Annotated in this window: 17 protein-coding genes and 1 pseudogene; 7 read left to right on the forward strand and 11 right to left on the reverse strand. The window is 64.8% G+C overall.

Features of this window, described 5'->3' with window-relative positions; genetic code table 11:
- Window position 1: 1 nt before the first annotated feature.
- From KV110_RS24120 to KV110_RS24135, 4 genes are all read right to left on the reverse strand, one after another.
- Window positions 2-859: an SDR family oxidoreductase gene (locus tag KV110_RS24120; protein WP_218469558.1), complete on the reverse strand. Its 858-nt coding sequence runs from the start codon at window positions 857-859 to the stop codon at window positions 2-4.
- Window positions 856-2,397, reverse strand: coding sequence for an aldehyde dehydrogenase family protein (locus KV110_RS24125; protein ID WP_218469559.1), 1,542 nt, complete (start codon window positions 2,395-2,397; stop codon window positions 856-858). Before KV110_RS24125 ends, KV110_RS24120 begins: the two co-directional genes overlap by 4 nt.
- Window positions 2,394-3,278, reverse strand: a complete 885-nt coding sequence (locus tag KV110_RS24130; RefSeq protein ID WP_218469560.1) for an alpha/beta fold hydrolase — start codon at window positions 3,276-3,278, stop codon at window positions 2,394-2,396. Before KV110_RS24130 ends, KV110_RS24125 begins: the two co-directional genes overlap by 4 nt.
- Before the next feature lie 397 nt (window positions 3,279-3,675).
- Window positions 3,676-3,942 carry a hypothetical protein gene (locus tag KV110_RS24135; protein WP_218479546.1) on the reverse strand — a complete coding sequence of 89 codons (267 nt, stop codon included), beginning with the start codon at window positions 3,940-3,942 and terminating at the stop codon, window positions 3,676-3,678.
- On the opposite strand from KV110_RS24135, the pseudogene KV110_RS24140 reads away from it, so the two are divergent.
- Window positions 3,926-4,188, forward strand: a pseudogene (locus KV110_RS24140) (AMP-binding protein); the annotation flags it as partial. The gene KV110_RS24135 and the pseudogene KV110_RS24140 overlap by 17 nt on opposite strands.
- An 18-nt stretch (window positions 4,189-4,206) precedes the next feature.
- Here the strand turns inward: KV110_RS24140 and KV110_RS24145 are convergent.
- The gene (locus KV110_RS24145) at window positions 4,207-4,902 is read right to left on the reverse strand and encodes a TetR/AcrR family transcriptional regulator (RefSeq protein ID WP_218469561.1); all 696 of its coding nucleotides are present in this window, start codon (window positions 4,900-4,902) and stop codon (window positions 4,207-4,209) included.
- A gap of 321 nt (window positions 4,903-5,223) precedes the next feature.
- Here KV110_RS24145 and KV110_RS24150 point away from each other — a divergent pair, with 321 nt between their 5' ends.
- The gene (locus KV110_RS24150; protein WP_218469562.1) at window positions 5,224-6,387 is read left to right on the forward strand and encodes a PucR family transcriptional regulator; all 1,164 of its coding nucleotides are present in this window, start codon (window positions 5,224-5,226) and stop codon (window positions 6,385-6,387) included.
- On the opposite strand, the gene KV110_RS24155 is transcribed toward KV110_RS24150, so the two are convergent.
- On the reverse strand, window positions 6,378-6,800 hold the full coding sequence (locus KV110_RS24155; RefSeq protein WP_218469563.1) for a VOC family protein: 423 nt from the start codon (window positions 6,798-6,800) through the stop codon (window positions 6,378-6,380). The two genes, KV110_RS24150 and KV110_RS24155, sit on opposite strands and share 10 nt — an antisense overlap.
- A gap of 273 nt (window positions 6,801-7,073) precedes the next feature.
- Here KV110_RS24155 and KV110_RS24160 point away from each other — a divergent pair, with 273 nt between their 5' ends.
- Entirely contained in the window at window positions 7,074-8,483 is a 1,410-nt protein-coding gene (locus KV110_RS24160; RefSeq protein ID WP_218469564.1) for a carotenoid oxygenase family protein, read from the forward strand.
- 790 nt (window positions 8,484-9,273) lie between these two features.
- On the opposite strand, the gene KV110_RS24165 is transcribed toward KV110_RS24160, so the two are convergent.
- Complete coding sequence (locus KV110_RS24165; RefSeq protein WP_218469565.1) at window positions 9,274-9,642, reverse strand: hypothetical protein; 369 nt, start codon at window positions 9,640-9,642, stop codon at window positions 9,274-9,276.
- Between the two features lie 18 nt (window positions 9,643-9,660).
- Complete coding sequence (locus KV110_RS24170) at window positions 9,661-11,040, reverse strand: hypothetical protein (protein WP_218469566.1); 1,380 nt, start codon at window positions 11,038-11,040, stop codon at window positions 9,661-9,663.
- Window positions 11,041-12,187: 1,147 nt separating this feature from the next.
- Here KV110_RS24170 and KV110_RS24175 point away from each other — a divergent pair.
- Both KV110_RS24175 and KV110_RS24180 read left to right on the forward strand, forming a co-directional pair.
- Window positions 12,188-14,539, forward strand: a complete 2,352-nt coding sequence (locus tag KV110_RS24175; protein WP_218469567.1) for a hypothetical protein — start codon at window positions 12,188-12,190, stop codon at window positions 14,537-14,539.
- A gap of 218 nt (window positions 14,540-14,757) precedes the next feature.
- Window positions 14,758-14,928 carry a hypothetical protein gene (locus tag KV110_RS24180; RefSeq protein WP_218469568.1) on the forward strand — a complete coding sequence of 57 codons (171 nt, stop codon included), beginning with the start codon at window positions 14,758-14,760 and terminating at the stop codon, window positions 14,926-14,928.
- Window positions 14,929-14,982: 54 nt separating this feature from the next.
- Here KV110_RS24180 and KV110_RS24185 read toward each other — a convergent pair whose 3' ends face one another.
- Window positions 14,983-15,504: a winged helix-turn-helix transcriptional regulator gene (locus tag KV110_RS24185; RefSeq protein WP_218469569.1), complete on the reverse strand. Its 522-nt coding sequence runs from the start codon at window positions 15,502-15,504 to the stop codon at window positions 14,983-14,985.
- Window positions 15,505-15,586: 82 nt separating this feature from the next.
- On the opposite strand from KV110_RS24185, the gene KV110_RS24190 reads away from it, so the two are divergent.
- Complete coding sequence (locus KV110_RS24190) at window positions 15,587-16,018, forward strand: tautomerase family protein (protein ID WP_218469570.1); 432 nt, start codon at window positions 15,587-15,589, stop codon at window positions 16,016-16,018.
- 562 nt (window positions 16,019-16,580) lie between these two features.
- The gene (locus tag KV110_RS24195; protein ID WP_218469571.1) at window positions 16,581-17,588 is read left to right on the forward strand and encodes a YihY/virulence factor BrkB family protein; all 1,008 of its coding nucleotides are present in this window, start codon (window positions 16,581-16,583) and stop codon (window positions 17,586-17,588) included.
- Window positions 17,589-17,698: 110 nt separating this feature from the next.
- Here the strand turns inward: KV110_RS24195 and KV110_RS24200 are convergent, their stop codons facing one another.
- The gene (locus tag KV110_RS24200; protein WP_218469572.1) at window positions 17,699-18,403 is read right to left on the reverse strand and encodes an NAD(P)-dependent oxidoreductase; all 705 of its coding nucleotides are present in this window, start codon (window positions 18,401-18,403) and stop codon (window positions 17,699-17,701) included.
- A gap of 88 nt (window positions 18,404-18,491) precedes the next feature.
- Window positions 18,492-19,145 carry a DJ-1/PfpI family protein gene (locus tag KV110_RS24205; RefSeq protein ID WP_218469573.1) on the reverse strand — a complete coding sequence of 218 codons (654 nt, stop codon included), beginning with the start codon at window positions 19,143-19,145 and terminating at the stop codon, window positions 18,492-18,494.
- Window positions 19,146-19,215 lie beyond the last annotated feature (70 nt).

Here is a 19,215-nt window from a genome sequence, read left to right on the forward strand (position 1 = left end):
GTCACCCCTGGCGGGGGCTGGGCACGCTCGATGCCGCGCGGGCTTCGTAGGCGGCCCGTTCTACCGAGTGCGCGGCCTTCATCAGATGTGTGTCGGCCCCCAGCAACCGCATGACCGTGGCGGTCACGCCGTGCGGCAGCAGCGCCGCGAGCCGGAAGTACACCCCCATCTCCCCTGGCACCGGCACCTCGAAGCGGCGGCGGGCGGTGGCGTTCACGACGGCGGCGGCGACTTTGTCCGGGGTGACCGCACGCAGTAGCGGGTGATCGGGCAGTCCGGCCGTCAGTTCGGTGCGGACGATGGCGGGCAGGATCACCGAGAAAGTGATCCCGTGGGACCGGTATTCGGCGGCCAAGGCGGAGGTGAGGCCGACGACGGCGAATTTGGTGCTGTTGTAGGTGGATACGCCGGGAAAAGTCAATCGTCCGGCCGCCGAGGCGACGTTGACGATGTGCCCGCTGGCGCCACGCGCGATCATCCGCTGCAACGCCAGCTGAGAGCCGGTGATCACGCCACCGACGTTGATGTTCAGTTGCCGCTCGATAGATTGCTGCGATTCCTCGGCGAAGGCAACGATGGGCATGATCCCGGCGTTGTTGATCAGCACATCGAGCGGGCCGAGTGAACGCTCGACCATGTCCAGAAACGCGGTGAAGCTCGCGCGATCGGTGACGTCCAAGGGCGCGGACACGATCCCAGGGCCGATATCGGCCGCGGTGCGGGCGCACTGTGCGACGTCGACATCGCCGATGGCGACGTGCGCGCCACGCTCGGCGAAGGCGCGTGCGGTGGCCGCGCCGATGCCTCGGGCCCCGCCGGTGATCGCGACAACCTTGCCTTGCAGCGAGATTCGGTTCATCGATTGCTCCAGTTGGTTGTGCGGATGGCGAACCGGGTTCGCAGGCTTCGGGCGCTGAGCGCACGCATGGCCGCGACCGCCAACCGGGCTTTGGTCCGCGAGTACGGGAACCACAGCAGTTCCGACGCCGACACGGCTACCGGGACGCGGTCGGCGGTGATGGCCTGGGCCCGGCAGTATTTGCGGATCCCTTGCGCGCCACCGAATCTCGCTCCGATACCAGATTGTTTCCAACCGCCCATCGGCAGGCTCGGATCGAACAGATTGACGTGGGCGTCGTTGATGTTGACCGCACCAGCGTGCAACCGCCGTGCCAGCCGTTCACCGCGTGTCCGGTCGCGCGTCCAGACACTGGCCGACAGTCCGTAGGCGCAGTCGTTGGCCAGGCGCACCGCCTCGTCCTCGTCGGCGACCCGCAGCACCGGCAGGATCGGGCCGAAGGTTTCTTCGGTGACGCAATCCATGCGGTGATCGACATCGACAAGAACTGTCGGCCGGAAAAACGCTCCGTCCGAGACGCCACCGGCCACGGCCTCGGCACCGGCCCGCACCGCGTCGTCGACGTGGCGGCACACCAGCTCCAGTTGCGTTCGGTTGGCCATAGCGCCGATGTCGTAGCGGTATTCGCGGTCGTCGGCACCCTGGCGTAGCCCGGTGACGAGGTCGGACAGTTTCGCGACGAACTCGTCGTAGATCGGCGCTTCGACATACACACGCTCGATCGAGGTGCACATCTGCCCGGCGTTGAGCAGTCCGCCGAACGCCACCCCGCGCACCGCCCGATCCACGTCGGCGTCGGCCAGCACGATCGCGGGGTCCTTGCCGCCCAGTTCGAGGCTGAACGGGATCATGCGCTCCACGCATGCTCGGCCGATCGCCTTGCCGGTCCGCGTGGAGCCGGTGAATTGGACGAAGTCCACGGTATCGACCACCGCTGCTCCGGTGGCGCCACCACCGGTGACGACCTCGAATACTGGTGGCGCGCCGATTTCCGCCCAGCCGCGTGCCAGTTGCAGCGCGCTCAGCGGCGTCACCTCCGAGGGTTTCACCACCACCGCGGCGCCGGCCAAAAGCGCGGGCACGGCATCGATCCCGGGCAGTCCGAACGGATAGTTCCATGGCGTGATCACCCCGACGACCGGGTAGGGGTGGTAGGCGAGGGTGCGGGTTTTCAGCGCCGCGGCCGGACTATGGGCCGAGGGGCGGTCGTCGGCGAGGAAGCGGGCGGCGTTGTCGGCGTAGTAGGCGATGACCTCGGCGACGAACGGAACCTCCACTGTCGCGTCGACGCGTGGCTTCGCGGTCTCTGATTGCAATACGTCCGCGATCTCTTCGGCCTGGGTGAACAGCCATTCTTGCAGTCGGACAAGCCATTTCGCGCGACCGCGCGGGCCGAGTGCCGCCCATTCGGGCTGGGCGGAGCGCAGTCGGGCGACGACCGCCGCCGTCTCGTCTGGCGCGGTGTCGGGCACCGCCGCGACTGCGCGGCCGTCGGCGGGTTTGCGGACCTCGATGAGCGGGGATTGCCGGTCGCTCACGCTGCCCGCCCGGCGTTGTCGGCGAACGCGAGGATCAGCTCGGTTGTGGTGTCGGGGTCGTCGAGCTGGGGGCAGTGCGCCGAGCCCGCCAGGATCCGGACCTTGGCCGAAGGGTAGCGTCGAGCCGCGCGGATCGCAGCGGTGTAGACGATCAACCGGTCACGCCGTCCGTGCACGAAAAGTAGTGGCGCGCTGGATTTTCCGGGTGGATACCCGGCGTCGAACTCCCGAAGCAGCGCCCGCCCGGCCGCGAGGAATCCGCCTAGGGGTTCACCGGCGAACAGCTCGACGAAATGCTCGACGGTGCCCTCCGGCAGTGCCCGCCCCGGAACGGTGAGAAACCCTGCGCCTGCCCGCGCCGCCAGCTTGGTCCGGATGAGCCGCCGCGGTGCCCGCATCCGGAACAGCACCGATTCCGGCAATCCGGCGGGGCCGACACCCAGCGAGGCGAATCCGGTATATCCGAACCCGGGCACCGCGATCGGGATACCCGCCCGGATCGGTAGCGACGGATCGAGCACGGCGCGCAGCGTGAGCCCGGCACCCATCGAATTGCCGACCAGCACAACGCCTTCGGTGCTGGCGTTGGCGCGCACCACCGCGGCAACGAAGGAGTCCAGGGCGGGCAGGATCGGCTCGCCCACTCTTCGGCGATGCAGGGGCGGCAGGTTCACCGCCACCGCGCGCCGACCCGCCGCAGCCAGCCGTTCCAGCACCGCCTGCCAAGTCTGGGCCCGGTCGTAGATGCCGTGCAGTAGCACGACCGTTGGCCCGGTGCCGTCACACACCAACTCGGTGGTGGCGACGCCGCCATATGCCGTGGTGTTCGATCGCACAACGCTGCGCTGGCTCTCGCCGACGACAAACACCCTGTTCGCCATTGAACGCCCTCCTCCTCGGGGCCGGGCTATCCCGGCACGACCGAACGGCACAAACATACACACCTGACTGTTTCTTTTGCAAGCGAAGTCGTCTCGCGGTTCCAGTCCGAGCCCCACACGCCTCGGATCGCCGACACCGCAGGCGAGGATGCCGCGAACCACGGCCACAGCCGCCTTGCCCATATCGGGAATCCCGTTGCAGCACAGGCGCTCTGGCCGCCCCGGCGCCGTGAATTCAGCGAGCGTCACACCGACGAGCCGATCCGATCCGGCCATCCGCACCCCCGGGGGCACGATCGGCTTGTGCGGCCCCCACAGCTCCAGAGCGACCTCGGCCTCAGACACTCGGAACCACCCTGGCGTACCCGTCGGTCAGAAAGAGGTTACAAACAGACAGTCAAGTATGTATATTTCTGCACGCCGCCTTACCCGAGCCGAGGATTCCATGGCCAGCGATCTGCCCCCACGAACACGGCTGCGACGTGGTGGCCGAAGAGCTGCGTCCGGCGACGTTATCGCCACCCTGTGCCGCGACCATCGAGGTCCGGCGCTCACGGCGCTGGCGGCGGGCAAGCTGGGTGCCCGAATCGTGGTTCATGAACACCGGATCGCGGCCCCGCAGTTTCACGACGTCGCCGCGCAGGTCGACCATGCTGGCGCGCATCGTCGACCTCGAGGATCGGGTACTGGCTACTACGACACCTCTGGCCTGCGCGTCATCTTCTGCGCCGGGGCGGCGCCCTCCCCCGCTCTGGCCACCCGGACCGCCGAAGTTTTCGGAGACGTCCTGCACAACCTCTATGGCTCGACCGAGGTTGCCGTCGCCACCGTCGCCACACCCGCCGAGCTGTGGCGGTCACCCCGGCACCGTCGGGCGTCCCCGGTCGGTTGCCGGGTCGCCAGCTACGACCCAGCAGCGCCGCCAGGTCTAGTCGGCCTCCGCCGCACCGGACCGGGCCTGCGGACGCGTCCCGGCCAGTTCTATTTCGGCCAGACGGAGCAGATGCCGACGAAGCCGCTCCCAGTGCCGCTGTGCCCGTTGGGGATCCCGCGACGAATAGCAGCCGATCAATACGCCGCGGATTCCATCCATCGCGGTCAGCACCAAGTCTTTGACCACTGACGGCGGCACACCCGCGGGGACCAGGGACACACTCGCCGACGCCAAGCTGGTGAGCACTACCTGCTCCACCGACTCCACCTGCGCGGCCAGTGATTCGTCGGTACGCGCCGCGACCCACAGCTCGATCACCGCCGTGAACAAAGGCCCCTGGTGCATGCGCCACAACAAGTCCAAGGCCTGAGGCACAACCGCCTCGGTGAGGGTGAGTCGTCCGAACGTCTCCAGCGCTTCCTGCACCCGTTTGACCGCCAGGTAGCGCACCGCCGCCGCCACCAGGTCCTCCCGCGACGGATAGTGATGCAGCAACGCTCCCCGAGTCACCCCCGCGCGCTTGACCACCAATGGTGTCGTCGTACCGGCGTAACCGTATTCGAGCAGGCATTCGATGGTGGCGTCCATCAGCTTGGTCTGCGTCTCGGCGCTGCGCTGCTCCTGAGTGCGCCGTGACCGCGGCGACTCGACGGGAGCCGGCCGCGCTGCGGTCGAAGACGGTTCTGCCATGCGAGCGACCATACCGACTCCCGTTTCCGAATTTGACCGGTCAGCCAGGCCAGGCATTGATTGCTCGATGTTTTCTCGAACTCGATTGGCACGACCGCTTTATACCGAGCACAACTGAGTATCCGAGGAAGCGCGCCGCTGACACGGCATGTGTTGGCTTTGATGGAGCGCGTACATGTCATCCCGCGCCGTGCGGCGGTGATTGCTACGGTGATGCCAGCACGTCGGCTATCGCGGCGGTCTTTTCCCGCGTCCCGCGAAGCCTCTGGCGGAAGGGGATCATCAGTGTCGCTGAGTTCTCGGCCTCTGCAGCCTGAGGTCGTGTTCGCCCCGCTGGCGGGTCGAGTATCCGATATCGCGCGCACGGCGTTGGCCGACGCGCGGGCCGAGATCCCCGAGATCGCGGCCCTGCCGGATGCCGAACAGGACCGGATCGAGCGCTCGATCGCGGACGCGATGAGCCGAATATGCGAACATCTCTGCGGTGCCGAACTGCGGTTGGACTACCTCGACCTGACCGGACGCCAGCGCGCCGAAGCCGGAGTCTCCTTCAGCGCCATCACCGCCCTCATCATGATCTGCTCGCGAACCATGCTGCGTGCGGCGGCGAAACTCATCCCACAGACCGACCACGAACTCTCGGTCACCCTCGCGGACCGGCTTTTCACCGCACTGGGCCGGGGCACCCAACGAATCCTCGACGGCTACCAACAAGCAGCCCTCGCCCAAGCCGAGCACGACCATCACCTCAGCGCGACCCTTATCGAGTCCTTGCTCAGTGGCGGCGGTAAGGATCCCGCCGAACGCGGATCAGTGGTCGAATCCCTCGGCCTGCCCAGCATCGGCAACTTCCGCGTGGTCCTCGCCACCCCGAAACAGCCCGAACCCGACCTGCACTTCGAGATTCGCCAACGCCCCAACACCCGGATACGCGCGGTATGGCGGCACTCACCGGAAGAAAACGTCGGAGTGCTAGCCCTCCTCGACACCGATGAACGGCCACTGCGCGACCTGCTCGACACCATCGACGCCGACCGCATCGGCGTCAGCGAGGCCTACCGGGACATCGGCGACACCGCGACCGCGTTGCGGCAAGCCCGACTGGCACTGGGCTGCCTCAACGGAACCACCTGCCGGATAGCACACTACGGCGACGATCCACTCGCCCTGCTGCTGATGCTGTCCGGGCCCGACGAGGCAAGCGCCATGGCACGCCGCACCCTCGGCGGGCTACTGTCACTGCCCGAGCACGACCTCACCCTACTACTGAAAACGCTACGCGCCTGGTCAGACGCCGACGGGTCGACACCACAAGCCGCGACATCGCTGCACTGCCACCGCAATACAGTCCGCTACCGACTACACCGCATCGAGGAACTCAGCGGCAGCACCCTCACCCACCCCGCTCGAACCGCGGAACTACTGATCGCGCTACGCGCAGTCGAACTTTTCCCCGAACAATTCGAAAACACCACTCAGCCGTGATCGGATTCGGCGTATTTGCCGAGATCGCTGGCCTGCATGGCTTTTTGGTCGTTCACCCCGATGATGTAGCCGTCGGGATCGCGGAAATAGAACTCACGCTGCCCGTTATGGTCTTCGGTGATGGGTTTGACGATATCGGCCGCGGCGGAAAAAGCTTGAAAGGTGCTGTCGAGGTCCTCGACAGCGAGGTAGAACATACCAGCGAACCCGATCGGCTGGTCGGTGAGCACTGGTAGCCAGTTCTTCAGATCGGCGTTGAGGTAGATCATCGCGCAGAATCGGCCCTGGTAGAGCAGCATGTGGATATCGTCGCCTTGGCGCGAAGTGCTCGAGTCGACGTCGAATCCGAGCGATTTGTAGAACTCGATGCTTGCTGCGGTGTCCGCGACGCTGATACAGGGTGCGAATGCCATCTGGCCCTCCGTGTGTCGTTGGTGTTCGAACTCGGTGCGGTATCCAGGCTGCACTGGTGGGAGTGCGCTGTCGATGGGCCTTGGTCGTTGATGCTTTCGGAAACCTTGTGCCGTCGCACAAAGCTTGCCGACAGGCGACACCCGTGCCGGACCTATTATGCCCCCGCACAATGTCGACAGGCACATTCGTGGTCTCACGGCCATAAATACGGCACGGCCGCACCGGTAGCGTTCCGTAGGTAACGCCTGTACTCGACCATTGTGGAGGATTCGATGTCACTCAGCCTCACTTCGACGACGAAGGTGCACTACAACCGCGGACTGCTGGAACCGATCGGAGAAGAACTCACCCTCACCGAACTCCAGGTCGTGGGGGCGATCCCGCCCGAGCTGACCGGGCGGTATTTTCGCAACGGCATCGACCCCGTACCCGAGATGGATCCGGGTCACGCATTCTTGTGCCCGGGAATGATCCACGGTATTCGCCTGCGCGACGGTCGCGCGGAATGGTATCGCAACCGGTATGTCCGGACCCCGGCCTTCGGGCACAAGGCGAAACTGGCATTCGACGCCGACGGAAACCAACTCCACGAATACGCCGCGAACAACACCGATGTTAAGGTCCACGCCGGACGGATCTTGTCGCTGTCCGAGCAAACTCCTCCTTACGAAATGAGCCCAGACCTGGACACGGTCGGCCCATGGACTTTCGGAGGCAAGCTGCGTGGCAATTTCATCGCCCACCCGAAACTGGATCCGCATACCGGTGATTTGCATTCATTCGGCTACGACATGGTTCGCCCCCTGATCGACTACTACGTCATCGATGCCGCGGGCGAGCTGACCACCGACGTCCGTTTCGAGATCGAGGCCCCGACGTTCCTGCACGATATGGCGCTGACCGAAAATTATGTGCTTGTCTTCCAGACCCCGGCAACCTACGACGTGCGCCTGCTCGACCGCAATCCGTACCCGATCGTGTGGAACGACGAGCACCCGTGCCGGATCGGGCTGCTGCCGCGGCACGGCAGCGCCGCCGACATCATCTGGTTGCCGATTTCCCCCTGCTGGATCGTGCACACCGCCAACGCCTACGAGGACGCCGCCGGGCATATCGTCGTCGAAGCTACCCGAGTCGATGCCGCCGACTGGGATCGCGGCTGGGCCGGACTGGGCGGGCTGGTCGCACACCAGCACACCATCGGGCCCTCCACCGAACTGGTTCTGGAAGCCTGCCTGTACCGGTGGACCATCGACCCGGTTACATACACGGTGCGCGAGGAATTCGTCGACGACCGAGTCGTCGAGTTCCCGGCGATCAACCAGCACCACAACACCGCGCGGTTCCGCTACACCTACATCGTCGGCTACGCCGGACACGGCCGTACCGCCACCAGCCTGGTCAAATACGACCACAGCACCGGGGCAGCACAGACCCGCGACTTCCCGCCCGGGCAAGTACCGGGCGAACCGGAATTCGTGCCTGCCCCCGGTGCCGGCAACGAAGACGACGGCTGGATCCTGTCCCTGGTCACCGGTCTGGACGGGCAGCCCTCGGAACTGGCCATCCTCGACGCCGCGGACTTCACCGGACCGGCCGCGGCCCGAATCATGTTGCCGCACCGGGTGCCCTACGGCTTCCACGGCAGCTGGATCCCCGACTCCGCGCTGGGCATCAGCTGAGCAATCGGACCGTCGAACTCGGGCGCGAGGCTGTCTTCAGCGGCTGCCGAAGTAGGTGGTAGCGGTATTCCTCTGTGCCCCAGGCTGATACCAAGTCCGGGTCGCGGGTGATGAGGTCGGCGAGCACGGATTCGGTCGCGTTCCGAACATCGGCGGGTTCGGTGAGACGCCACTGTGCCGCTTCTTCTTCATTTAGTGAGCAGTAGTCGAATGGGTAGCCCAGTTAGCGATTTGCTTCCAGGCAGAATATGTAGACGTTCCCCTGGATCGTCCTGTGGTATGACCGTGGGCATGTTGCGCCGACGGGCAAGATGTATTCTACGATGTAATATCTGTCACCCTTTCGGCAAGTTTCAATTAGTTTCAATGAGCCTGTGTCGTCATCGATCTCGATGCAATCGCCCACCGAAATCGGCGCATCCGGAATCGTCTCTGCGGGCACGGGAAGGAGACGAGGCATCGTGGATTCGCGAAAGGAAGAACTCGGGAACGCCACGATAGCTGTCGCGGCGAGCAGCAGGAGTACTGCGGCGGTGGAAATGGGTAGTCCTAGTCGAGATCTCGACTTCCTATCGCGGTGCTGATCGGGCTCGGAACTCGGGACCGGCGGTTCCAGGCGTACGCCGCAGCGAGTGCAGAACCGTCGTGCCACGCTGCTCGAGTCGTGTCCGCATTGCCAGCACAATGCGGCACCGCACTCGCTGCAGTTGGGCAGCCAAGTTCCGGGGAGGGAATGCTGGCACTGCCAACACGCCGCCATAAGATCACCTACCGTCCGACCGGAAGTCGGTCAGTCGCTAAAGATCGCGTCGATGGAGCTGTCGATCGCCGTCGCGGTGTTCGCGAGCGATCCGAACCCCGTGACGGCTTGACTTACGGCTTGGAGAATTCCCTTCAGGCGACTCTGGTCCGGCTCCTGCTTGTCGGCCTCCTGCAGGGCCTGGTTGACGTTCGCCGCCACCCCGTCCTTGTCCGGAAGTTCGTAACCTGCACGGTGGACCTGGTCGAGCAGCTCGACCAGGTCACGTCGCAGCTGCGCGAGATCTGCCGGTGCTGCTACCGAGGTGTCGCTGTTGACGACGTTCGCATCGCGGCCGGATATAGCCGAGCGGGTGAGGTTGGCGTCGCCCCCGATATGCACGCCGCTGTCGTTGGCCATGATGCTCTCCTCGATGGGTCAGGTCGCGCTGAGGCGTCGGATCATCCTGCGCAAGGTACGGATCAGGGTTGTTCGTCGCTGCGGGCCAGTGAAGGCCACCTCGGTGTTCGCCCGCATTCCGCCGATCGAGGAGTTCAGCAGTGTCGCGTTGCCTCCGATATTGACACTGCTGTTGATGATCAGTTCGCCGCGGGCATTCAGTTCGTCACGATCGATGTTCTTCTCCGCGAGGAAGTCGCCTACCGTGTGCAGGATCCGTTTGTCGACAACCTTGGTGTACCGCTCGTGGTCGATGAGCTGGAAGTACCTGTGGTACCCCAGTGGCTGGTCATCCTTGCTTCGCATATCGGTCGCCGCCTCGCGAACGCAGATCAAGGCGCCGCGGTTCACGGTGTAGGCACGGCGGATCGCACGACGATCGCGAATGGCCTTGAGCCACTCGCGAATACCGCTGAGTAATTGCTGCGCTGCCGCGGGTACACAGGCCAACAACGCGATCGGGAGCCGAAGGACGGACATGCCCGCGACGGCCAGCACCGGCAGCGGACGCGGAGGCAACAGCAGATCGTCGGTATTGGAGTACCTGCGCAGCAACGGTGGGAGTACACAGTAACTGACTTCCACGAACAGCGAGGTTGAGCTCAGTACCAGGCGAATGAATCCGGACCAGACCACTTCGCCTTTCCAACTGATGATTTCGATAGTGAGATACGGGCGGGCGCGATCTTCCGGGGTGGCCAGCAGCGCCCCCAGATCCGACTCGTCGACGCGAGCGGCGGGCTTACCCATAGGGTCGGGAAGCAGCCGCCGGTCGTGATGGACATCCTCGCCACTGATGTAGAGACGATTGCGGACATGGACAGCGGGCACATCGAGTGCGTTGATGCGCTGCCGGAGCCGCCCATTCAGCTCGGCGGCGGTAAACGACTCGATCGGAGTGTCCGGGAACGCGGGTTTGGTGGTGTCGAGCATGAGTGACCACGACCTCGATGTGACCCCATATCCGGTGAAGGGGCGAAAACCTTGGTAGACAGTGACATTGCCGTCCGAGTATCGAGCGATATGGTCGAGCTGCCGCTGCGCCCGTGCGCCGTTGTGTTGTGGCGCCGACGACGGCGTGAACACCGTCGACCGAAGCGACGCAGCGCATGCACCCCACCGCGCCACACAGGCCTCGGCATACAACGCCGCCCAGCCACCGAGAATCGCGACCCAAACGACTGGTGTAAGCCATTGCAGTACACCAACTATCAGCGCGACAAGGGCCACGCCGAGAACGAGGTCGCGCGCCAGACGCCGCCGCCTGGCAGCGAGCGTGTACCGCGCGACGGCGACCAGGTCTATTCCCGGCGAGGTCGCCACCGCACGCCGCGGCTCCTCGAGCACCAGAGATGTCACCTGCCTGGCGAGATAGTTATCCAGATATACAGCGGCACATAGCTGACGAGTGGCCTCATGTGCGGTGACAGATGTCCAATCCCGTTGTACTCGCTTCGCGCTCGACGCCGCAGAGCTGGCCGGGCTTCCGCAATTCCCGCAGAATACGTAATCAGTTGGGTTGCCGTGTCGGCACGTCGGGCAGGCCATCTGCGAACCCGGCTGCTCGGCAACTCTCGTTCCCGACACTGTCATCCCGTTTCGTTGCGCTGGATGTCCACGCAGTATAGGAGAGGAGGAGCCCAACCGCGGCCCATGGAAGGCTTTCCGCCGAAATGACAGCCGAACCGCGACGAACATTCGGTGTCGAAGTGGGCAAGCAGAAGGCCGGGCAAGCTTCCACAAGGGATCCGACTCCTGGTGGGGTCCTACGCGCACTAGATGAGCGCTTCCTAACCCGGCAGCGAGTGTGCATTGGTGGTGTGGGCTTCTCGGGCGGCCATGCCCGTGGTTGGGCTTCGCGCCGGACCAGGTCTCCGCCGCACCAGCGGTCGCGCTCGTGCGGCTGGTCGGCCAGCTCGGCGTCGACCCGTCCGAATTGCGGTTACGGTAGGCGGGCCAAGACCCGCGCCGACCATCTCCGGCTTGGGCCGGATCGAGCCGGGGATGACCGTTCGCGTCGTGTCGGATGAGCATGTATTCCTCAGCACGACGCGGACTCGGCTCATCCTTGCCACGGCTCGGATGGTTGTCCGACAATCGCGAGGTCCTATGCCGGGTCCGGCCCGGCGACCGAGCTCGCGCTGGCCGCCTTCGGCCACAGGTAGCGCATCGAAGCCGGACTCGCGGCACCGGGTCAGCCTCATGGTCGTCGAGAAGGATTGCCGCACACAGGCCGTCGGACGAGTGACGGAGGCTTCGATAGCAGCTGAGTCGCCGGTCTTTGTCCGGGCGAGTTCTGCGAGTGTGCGCTCGCGGCCGACTGTGGATTCGGCAAGCCCTGCGAGCGGATCGAATCCCTGTCCAGCGAGGACCAGGCTCGTCGGGTGAGCTCGCGCTGCACCTCCGCGCGGGAAAGCCGGACCGACTGGGCGATAGCCACGACCTACGCAATGAGACGTACACCACTGCAATTGCGTGAATCGGCGAGCTGTAGGGTCACGAAACCGTGACTGACAACGGTTCACGTGCCGAACGTAAGACAACGTCGTTATGGGCCGCCGTGACGGTTCTCGGGGTGCTCGCCGGATATGCAGGGGTGCTGCTCGCGAACACCAGACACTTCTACACCGACGACACCGAGGCCCAATACGTTCCACTGTGGCTGGACGTCGGGCGACATCTGCGCGACGGTGTGTTCCCCACTGTCATTCCCGAGGAGTGGATGGCAGGCAACTACCTCGTCGAGGGCCAAGGCAGCGTTTTCAACCCGCCACAACTGCTGGTCGCGTTCATCGCGCCGTCGGTCGACAATCTCGTCGTCTTGGCCACCGCCGTCAAGCTCTGCTATTCGATCATTCTCGCGCTCGGGGTATTCCGGGTGTGCCTCGCGTACCGGGCACAAGCACCGTGGGCAGCGGTTGCCGGCGTCGCGTTCTGCTTTTCGGGGTGGCTGCTGTTCCTGGATCAGGCGACGTGGGTCCTCGGGCTCGCCGGCACTGCGTGGCTGGCGAACGCGTGGGCATCGGGCATCCGGTACGCGCGAGGACGGAGCGGGCCGATCCCGGTGTTCGTGTTCCTGTTCCTCGCGATCACCGTCGGATATGTGTGGCCCGGTGTCGAATCCGCGCTGATGATCGTCGCTGTGGCCGCGGGAGAATGGCTGTATCAGCGAAAGCCGTGGCCTGCGGTGCGGTTGCTGCTCGCGGCCGGTTGTGCCGGTGCGGCCGGCCTGCTGACGTATTTGCCCGGCTTGCTGTCATCGGAAGTGACCTGGCGGACCGCTGACAACAGGATCAGCAATGACGGTTTCATGACCGTGCCGTGGCAGGAGTCGTTGAATGCGAGCCTGCCGACGACGCTGCCGTCGTTCAACTCCTGGTTCGGCCTGATCCAGCCGTTCCCGGTCGTCTATATCGCGTGGTTCCTCATTCCCGGGCTGGCGTTCATTGATTGGAAAGCGGCGGCGTCGACGTTCCGGGAAGTCAGCGCGGCGGCCTTCTTCGCCGGCATCGCACTGATGTGGACAGCGGGTCCCGCGGCATTCGGTCCGCTGCGGTGGCCGGTGCGGATCCTGCCGATGCTCGCATTGGCCTTGCTGGTTTCTGGCTGCGTGTTATTGAGCCGCCACGGCACCCTCGCGAGCTGGCGTGTGCGGCTCGGGGTGGCGACCGGACTTGTTGCGGTGATGTTGGTGCGGTCGGTGTCGTCGGCGCCGAGCCATCGCATCTGGACGCACCTCTGGGCAGCTGTAATCGTCGTGGTGCTCGGCGTCGTCGTCCTGCTGCTGTATGTGCAATGGGGCAGGGTCGCGGCATGTGCGGCGCTGCTCGTCACCATCGCCCCGATCGCGTATTACCAAGTCAGCAGCTCGTTTCCGCACCCGATGTCGTGGAATCTGCCGGAGCGACGCTCCGACGCGCAAACACGTTTTCCGGAATTCGACGGCACCACACTGCAGTTGGGCAACAGTCAGATATTCCCGAGAGACGCCAAGGATGTCGACGGAGTTTACAGTTCGCTCGTCGTCGGGGCGTACGCCAAAGACCTCGGGCTCGACTACGTCAATGGATACACCCCGATCGGCCACGCCGCTTTCTCAGAACGGATTTGTATGCAGTGGGACGGCAGCACCTGCCCCGACGCATTCCGCAAGATCTTCGAGACCGAACCGACCACCGGCGAGCCGATCGTCGACCTCATGAAGGTCGACCGGATCACCCTGATGCGCCTGGTGTATCCGGACGCTCGCCACGATCCGCCACCACCGGGCTGGCACTGGGTCGACTACCCACCGAACGACAAGTGGATCTGGACACTCGAGCGCGACGCCGGACCGATGTCGAGGAACAACGGCCGGATCGCAGACACCGACGGCGTCGCCGCAGTGTCGGTATCCGAATCCGAGCACACCAGCACGGTACGGGTGTCATCCCAGCACGGCGGCCGGGTCACGTTCGCGCGTCTGGTGTGGCCGGGCTATCGGGCCACGCTCAACGGCCGCGACATCATTCACGAAGCGGTCGACGATATCTTCTTTTCGGTCGAGATACCGGCGGGCACCGAGAACGCCGAACTCCAGGTCACCTGGCGACCGCCGGGTATGCACCTTGGCATGGCGACGTTCGCACTCGGGTTGGCAGGCATCGGCTCACTGCACTGGCTGTACGCGCGCAAACGGCGACACCTCCGGTACGCCTCGCAATCAGACGGAGGACCGAACCCCGGCGACTCGACTCCCCACCTCGAACAATGGCCGGGATCCCTCGCCGAGCCTGACCGAAATACGCAAACACCACAGCTGGTCGGACACCTCGAACATCACCGGAACCTGGAGTCGATCAGCGTGGACGCCAGATGAGCAGCCGGACCAGAGCGTCCACCCCGCCGCAATCGTTCAGGAGCGGTGGCAGCGCCGATCTTCCCGCCGACCGCCACCTGCGTAGCTGGAATGCGCCCACCGCCCAACAACTCACCGCGAGGTTGGGTATGGGTTGATCGCTCGCCGTCGGCGAGCGCCGACGAACCGATGGAGTCGGTTCGGTCGCGTCAATCCTGTTCTCAGCAAAGGAGTTTCCCGTGGCCTCCTCCCACGCATCTCTCGATGATCCCGGCAATCTCGTCGCCACACTTCCGGCGATGCTCGCCGAGGCCACGGTCGGCCATCATGGTGCGCGTTTTGGGCAGCCGTCCCGCCAGCAAGCCGTCCCATTCTTCGGGCATGCGCGCGACGCTTTCGTGTCCCCCTGACACACCGCCGGATATTCGGGGCTTACGCCGCCGGGTCGATGGCGTTGCACTGGTTCACTGCTCGGTATCAGGCTGATGCGCTGCCAGTTCGTTGCGGCGGGCGAGCACTTTGGTCCCCGGCCCCGATGCCGCGCCCGGGCCCGACATGGCGGTCACACTTGTCGCGGTTACCGGTTTCGTGCACTCTGAGCAGCAGACCTGCGGCGTGAACTGGTGTCCGCACTCGTCGTGCACCAATCGCACCGGTGGGCCACCCGGCGGCGTGGCCCATTTGTCACCCCAGGCCATCAGCGCCATCAGCACGGGGACGAGTTCACGCCCGGCCGCGGTGAGGTGATATTCGTGCCGCAGCGGTCGTTCCTGATACGCCCGGCGCTCCACGATGCCGTCGGCGATCAGCGCTTCGAATCGTCGAGTGAGCAGGTTGCGGGAGATGCCGAGGTTCTCGGCGATGTCGTCGAACCGGTGCAGGCCGAGGTAGAGGTCGCGCACGATCAGCGGCGACCACCACTCCCCGACCCGCTCCAGGGACTGCCCGATCGAGCAGTGCATCTCCGCGAAGCTGGTCCTGTGCATGCTCTCAGTGTAGAGGGTTGATTCATTGAACTTACTCGGGATACGGTGGCTGAGTCATAGAGTTCAATGAAAGGACTAACTCATGCCGTTCGTGGAATTGTTCGTTCCCAAGGGCTCACTCGACCAGGAACACCGGGAAAAGATCGGCAGCCAGCTGGTGTCGGAGGTGATGCTCGCCGAGGGCGCGCCCGACACCGAGGCGGCCCGGGCCATCTCGTGGCTGGTGGTGAACGAGATCGACGCCTGGTTCGTGGGCGGCCGGCAGCTCTCCGCCGGAGATAGTCCGAAATACGTGGTGCGAGTGGGGGTTCCGGCGGGCTCTATGAACGACGACAAGCGCCGCGACATCGTGCGCCGCGTCAATCGGGTTCTGGCGGACGCGGACGAGGACCCGGCGCGTTTCGCCGACGCCGCCACCGCATGGGTGCACATCAACGAAATCCCGGAAGGCAATTGGGGAGCCCGCGGCGAGATCGTGCGGATCGAGGACATCGTCGCGTTGGTGTCCGGCTAGGCAGTCGAACGGGCGGGCACCTCGAGGGTGTCCGCCCGCTTCGGGCTCTGCTGCGGCGACGGTGACCGCCTGAACCCGCAGGCAGATGCGAACGTTCACGAATGCGGGTCACGCAATGGACGTCCTGAGGTTCACGAATCAGCCTGCCGACCGCGGCGATGGCGCGAGCGTTTCGGTCATTCCGATGGTTGATGCGGTCATGGCGTATCGCACCGGCTCGCCCGTAGATTCGGCTCGTGAGCCGTTACCGGCGGTCGGGGGGCCGGTTCGAAGCTGAGAGTGGCGAAAAACGGGCTGGGATAAGGGAGCTGGTGATCTCCTCGTATTGCCGGGCACCGGGGCCGCGCGGGCAGGGGTTTTCGAGCCGAGGGAGATGTTTGCGTGCCATCGCTTCGGGCACAACGTGATCAGTGCGGGGCTAATTGCTACTGCACGTGTGACCGAGAAACGCACCTGAGCGAGGCGAACCGAAATGGCCACAGATCGCGACGGCCCAAACCGGTACGGGGGCAAGACCAACGAACCCGGGGCTGCCCATGATGACGGCAGGATGGGTGAGGGGGTGACCGCTACCGGGGCCCGGCCGGACCTGGATCCGAACGAGCCGAGCAGTCCGGCCGAATTATCGAAACCCTCGCTGCTGGCGGTGGTCAAACGCGCGGCCAAGCAGTTCCAGCGCGACAACTTGACCGATTTGGCCGCTGCGCTCACCTACTACGCTGTGCTGTCGGTTGTTCCCGGGCTCATCGTGCTGGTTTCGTTGCTCGGTTTATTAGGGCAGAACACCGCTGATGAGCTGACGAATCAGGCGCAGCAGATCGCGCCGGGTTCGAGTGCTGAGTTCGTGCACACGCTCATCAGCCAAGCTCAGTCCAACAAGAGCAGTGCAGGGCTCGGCGCAATATTGGGTCTGGCCATCGCGCTGTGGTCGGCATCGGGATATGTGGCCGCGTTCATGCGGGCCTCCAACGTTATCTACGGCATCGGCGAAGGGCGCCCGATCTGGAAGACCACCCCGATCCGGCTCGGTGTCACCGTCCTCGCGGTGATCCTGCTGGTGATCAGCGCGGTCATCGTGGTGGCGAGCGGACCGGTCGCCCAGCAGATCGGCGAGTTCCTCGGTGTCGGGGGAACCGTGGTATTGGTCTGGAATGTCGTCAAGTGGCCGGTGCTGTTCGTCCTCGTGTCGGTGCTGCTCGCCATCCTGTTCTGGGCCAGCCCGAACGCCAAACAGGGTGGAATCAAATGGATCAGCCCCGGCGGCGTCATAGCGGTCCTCATCTGGCTGATCATCTCGGTGTTGTTCGCCGTCTACGTCGCCAACTTCTCCTCCTACGACAAGACCTACGGCTCGCTCGCCGGCGTCGTGATCTTCCTGGTGTGGTTGTGGCTGACCAACATCGCGCTCCTGCTGGGAGCCGAAATCAACGCCGAACTCGACCACGGAAAAGCCATCGCGCAGGGACTTCCCGAGCACGTGGAGCCCTTCGCCGCACCGCGCGACACCCGCAAGCTCGACGACGCCGACAAGGACGCGGTCGAGAACGCACAATCCGCGCGGCGCGATTGAAAGGGCCACCTCGGGCCGTTGGTCTTCCTCCTTCCGACCTTCCCATGGCGAAGACGACAGCTATTTCGGAGAAACCGAATCAGTAATCACGCGCCTCGGGCTCTTGTAGGTCAGCCGCGAGTGGCGGGTCTCGACGAGGTGTTGCGACGTAACTTGTTGCGGAGGCTAGGCGTTCCCTCGGTGGTGATCACATCCAGCGTTGTTCCGGCGTATTCCTCGGTGGTGATCGTACGCAGCAGGGCGTCGGCCAAGTCGGCGCGGGAGGTGTAGCGACCCGGGATACTCGTGGGCGACACAGTGTAGTCGGTGACGCGGGTGCTGTTGAACAGACCGGAGGCACGGATGATCGTCCAGTCGAGGCCGCTGCCTCGGACGATGTCCTCCATGCGGCGTAGATCGTGATAGGCGGTGCGTCCCGCTCGCAGCAGAAGTGGGAGCAGCACCGTGCGGAACAGGAGCGTCTCGCCGGGGGCGGGTTCGCCCGTGACACATACCGAACTCACGCACGCGAGTCGTGAGATGCCGTGCGTCGTCATCGCTTTGGTGATATTTCCGATCCCCTCGGAGAACAGCGTGATCGGTTTCGTGGTGTAGGTGGTTCCCAGTACCGATATGACCGCATCGCTTTCGGCGATCGCCCGCGTGGTCGAGTCGATGTCTCGGGCATCTGCGCGTGCGACGTCCAATCGCGGCGCGGTGAAGTCCAGCGCGTCGGGGCGACGTACCGCGGCAACAACGTTGTGCCCCTGAGCAATTGCCTGCTTGACGACCTGGGCTCCAGTTCGGCCGTTCGCGCCGAATACGACGAGCCTCATCGCACTCCTCCTGATATGTGTCCGCCGATCGGATCGGCGGAGGTGATGCGTGCCGATCCGAACATCGCGGATCGGATGCGGTGCCAGGTCATGCGCTAACCCGCTCACGCTGGGACCAGACCACGCCCCGGCGCTCATAGGCGAATAGTTGCTCGATGGTATGCGCGACCTGAGGTCCGATTTCGCGTTCGACCAGATAGAGCGCCACATCGAGGCCGGAGGTGACGCCGCCGCCGGTGATCAGATCGCCGTCGTCGACCACGCGGGCGGGTACGGCTATGGCGCCGAAGGCGGCGAGCATGACCATTGCGGCATGGTGCGTGGCGGCGGGGCGGCCTTGCAGTAGGCCAGCCTTGGCCAGGATCAGCGAGCCGCCGCAGACGGTGGCGACCAGCGTGTCGTCCCGGCCGAGTGCCTCCGTGAGTGGCGCCGCCAAACCTGGCGTGACACGACCGAGAACCTCGGTGACGTCGGAATTGGTTGCACCGCCCTCGGTTCCGTCGGGCAGGCCACCCGGCATTCCCGGCAGAACAATGATGTCCGCGCGAACGGGGTCCAGTTGCCCGACCGCACGCAACGACAATTGCGCGATACCGCTTGGCACCTCCCGGGCGCCCTCGGCCGTGACGAACTCCGGCGTGATCGCGCCGCCGGTGACCATGCTCGCGGCAATCAGCACCTCGTAAGGGGCGATGACATCCAGCGGGTCGAAACCATCGAACAGGACGAACTGTGCGTACATGCGCTGCTCCTTCGTAGTGATCTAGCAGCCAACGCTAGGCCGGTGAAACCTCGTGTCCCAGACAGAAACT

This window comes from Nocardia iowensis (assembly GCF_019222765.1).
GTDB classification, from domain to species: domain Bacteria; phylum Actinomycetota; class Actinomycetes; order Mycobacteriales; family Mycobacteriaceae; genus Nocardia; species Nocardia iowensis.

Bases quoted from the DNA above. Each gene is read 5' to 3' on its own strand.
- KV110_RS24120 (WP_218469558.1), bottom strand. From the start codon at position 859: ATGAACCGAATCTCGCTGCAAGGCAAGGTTGTCGCGATCACCGGCGGG.
- KV110_RS24145 (WP_218469561.1), bottom strand. From the start codon at position 4,902: ATGGCAGAACCGTCTTCGACCGCAGCGCGGCCGGCTCCCGTCGAGTCG.
- KV110_RS24200 (WP_218469572.1), bottom strand. From the start codon at position 18,403: ATGAGGCTCGTCGTATTCGGCGCGAACGGCCGAACTGGAGCCCAGGTC.
- KV110_RS24135 (WP_218479546.1), bottom strand. From the start codon at position 3,942: ATGCGCGCCAGCATGGTCGACCTGCGCGGCGACGTCGTGAAACTGCGG.
- KV110_RS24160 (WP_218469564.1), top strand. From the start codon at position 7,074: ATGTCACTCAGCCTCACTTCGACGACGAAGGTGCACTACAACCGCGGA.
- KV110_RS24185 (WP_218469569.1), bottom strand. From the start codon at position 15,504: ATGCACAGGACCAGCTTCGCGGAGATGCACTGCTCGATCGGGCAGTCC.
- KV110_RS24155 (WP_218469563.1), bottom strand. From the start codon at position 6,800: ATGGCATTCGCACCCTGTATCAGCGTCGCGGACACCGCAGCAAGCATC.
- KV110_RS24165 (WP_218469565.1), bottom strand. From the start codon at position 9,642: ATGGCCAACGACAGCGGCGTGCATATCGGGGGCGACGCCAACCTCACC.
- KV110_RS24205 (WP_218469573.1), bottom strand. From the start codon at position 19,145: ATGTACGCACAGTTCGTCCTGTTCGATGGTTTCGACCCGCTGGATGTC.
- KV110_RS24130 (WP_218469560.1), bottom strand. From the start codon at position 3,278: ATGGCGAACAGGGTGTTTGTCGTCGGCGAGAGCCAGCGCAGCGTTGTG.
- KV110_RS24190 (WP_218469570.1), top strand. From the start codon at position 15,587: ATGCCGTTCGTGGAATTGTTCGTTCCCAAGGGCTCACTCGACCAGGAA.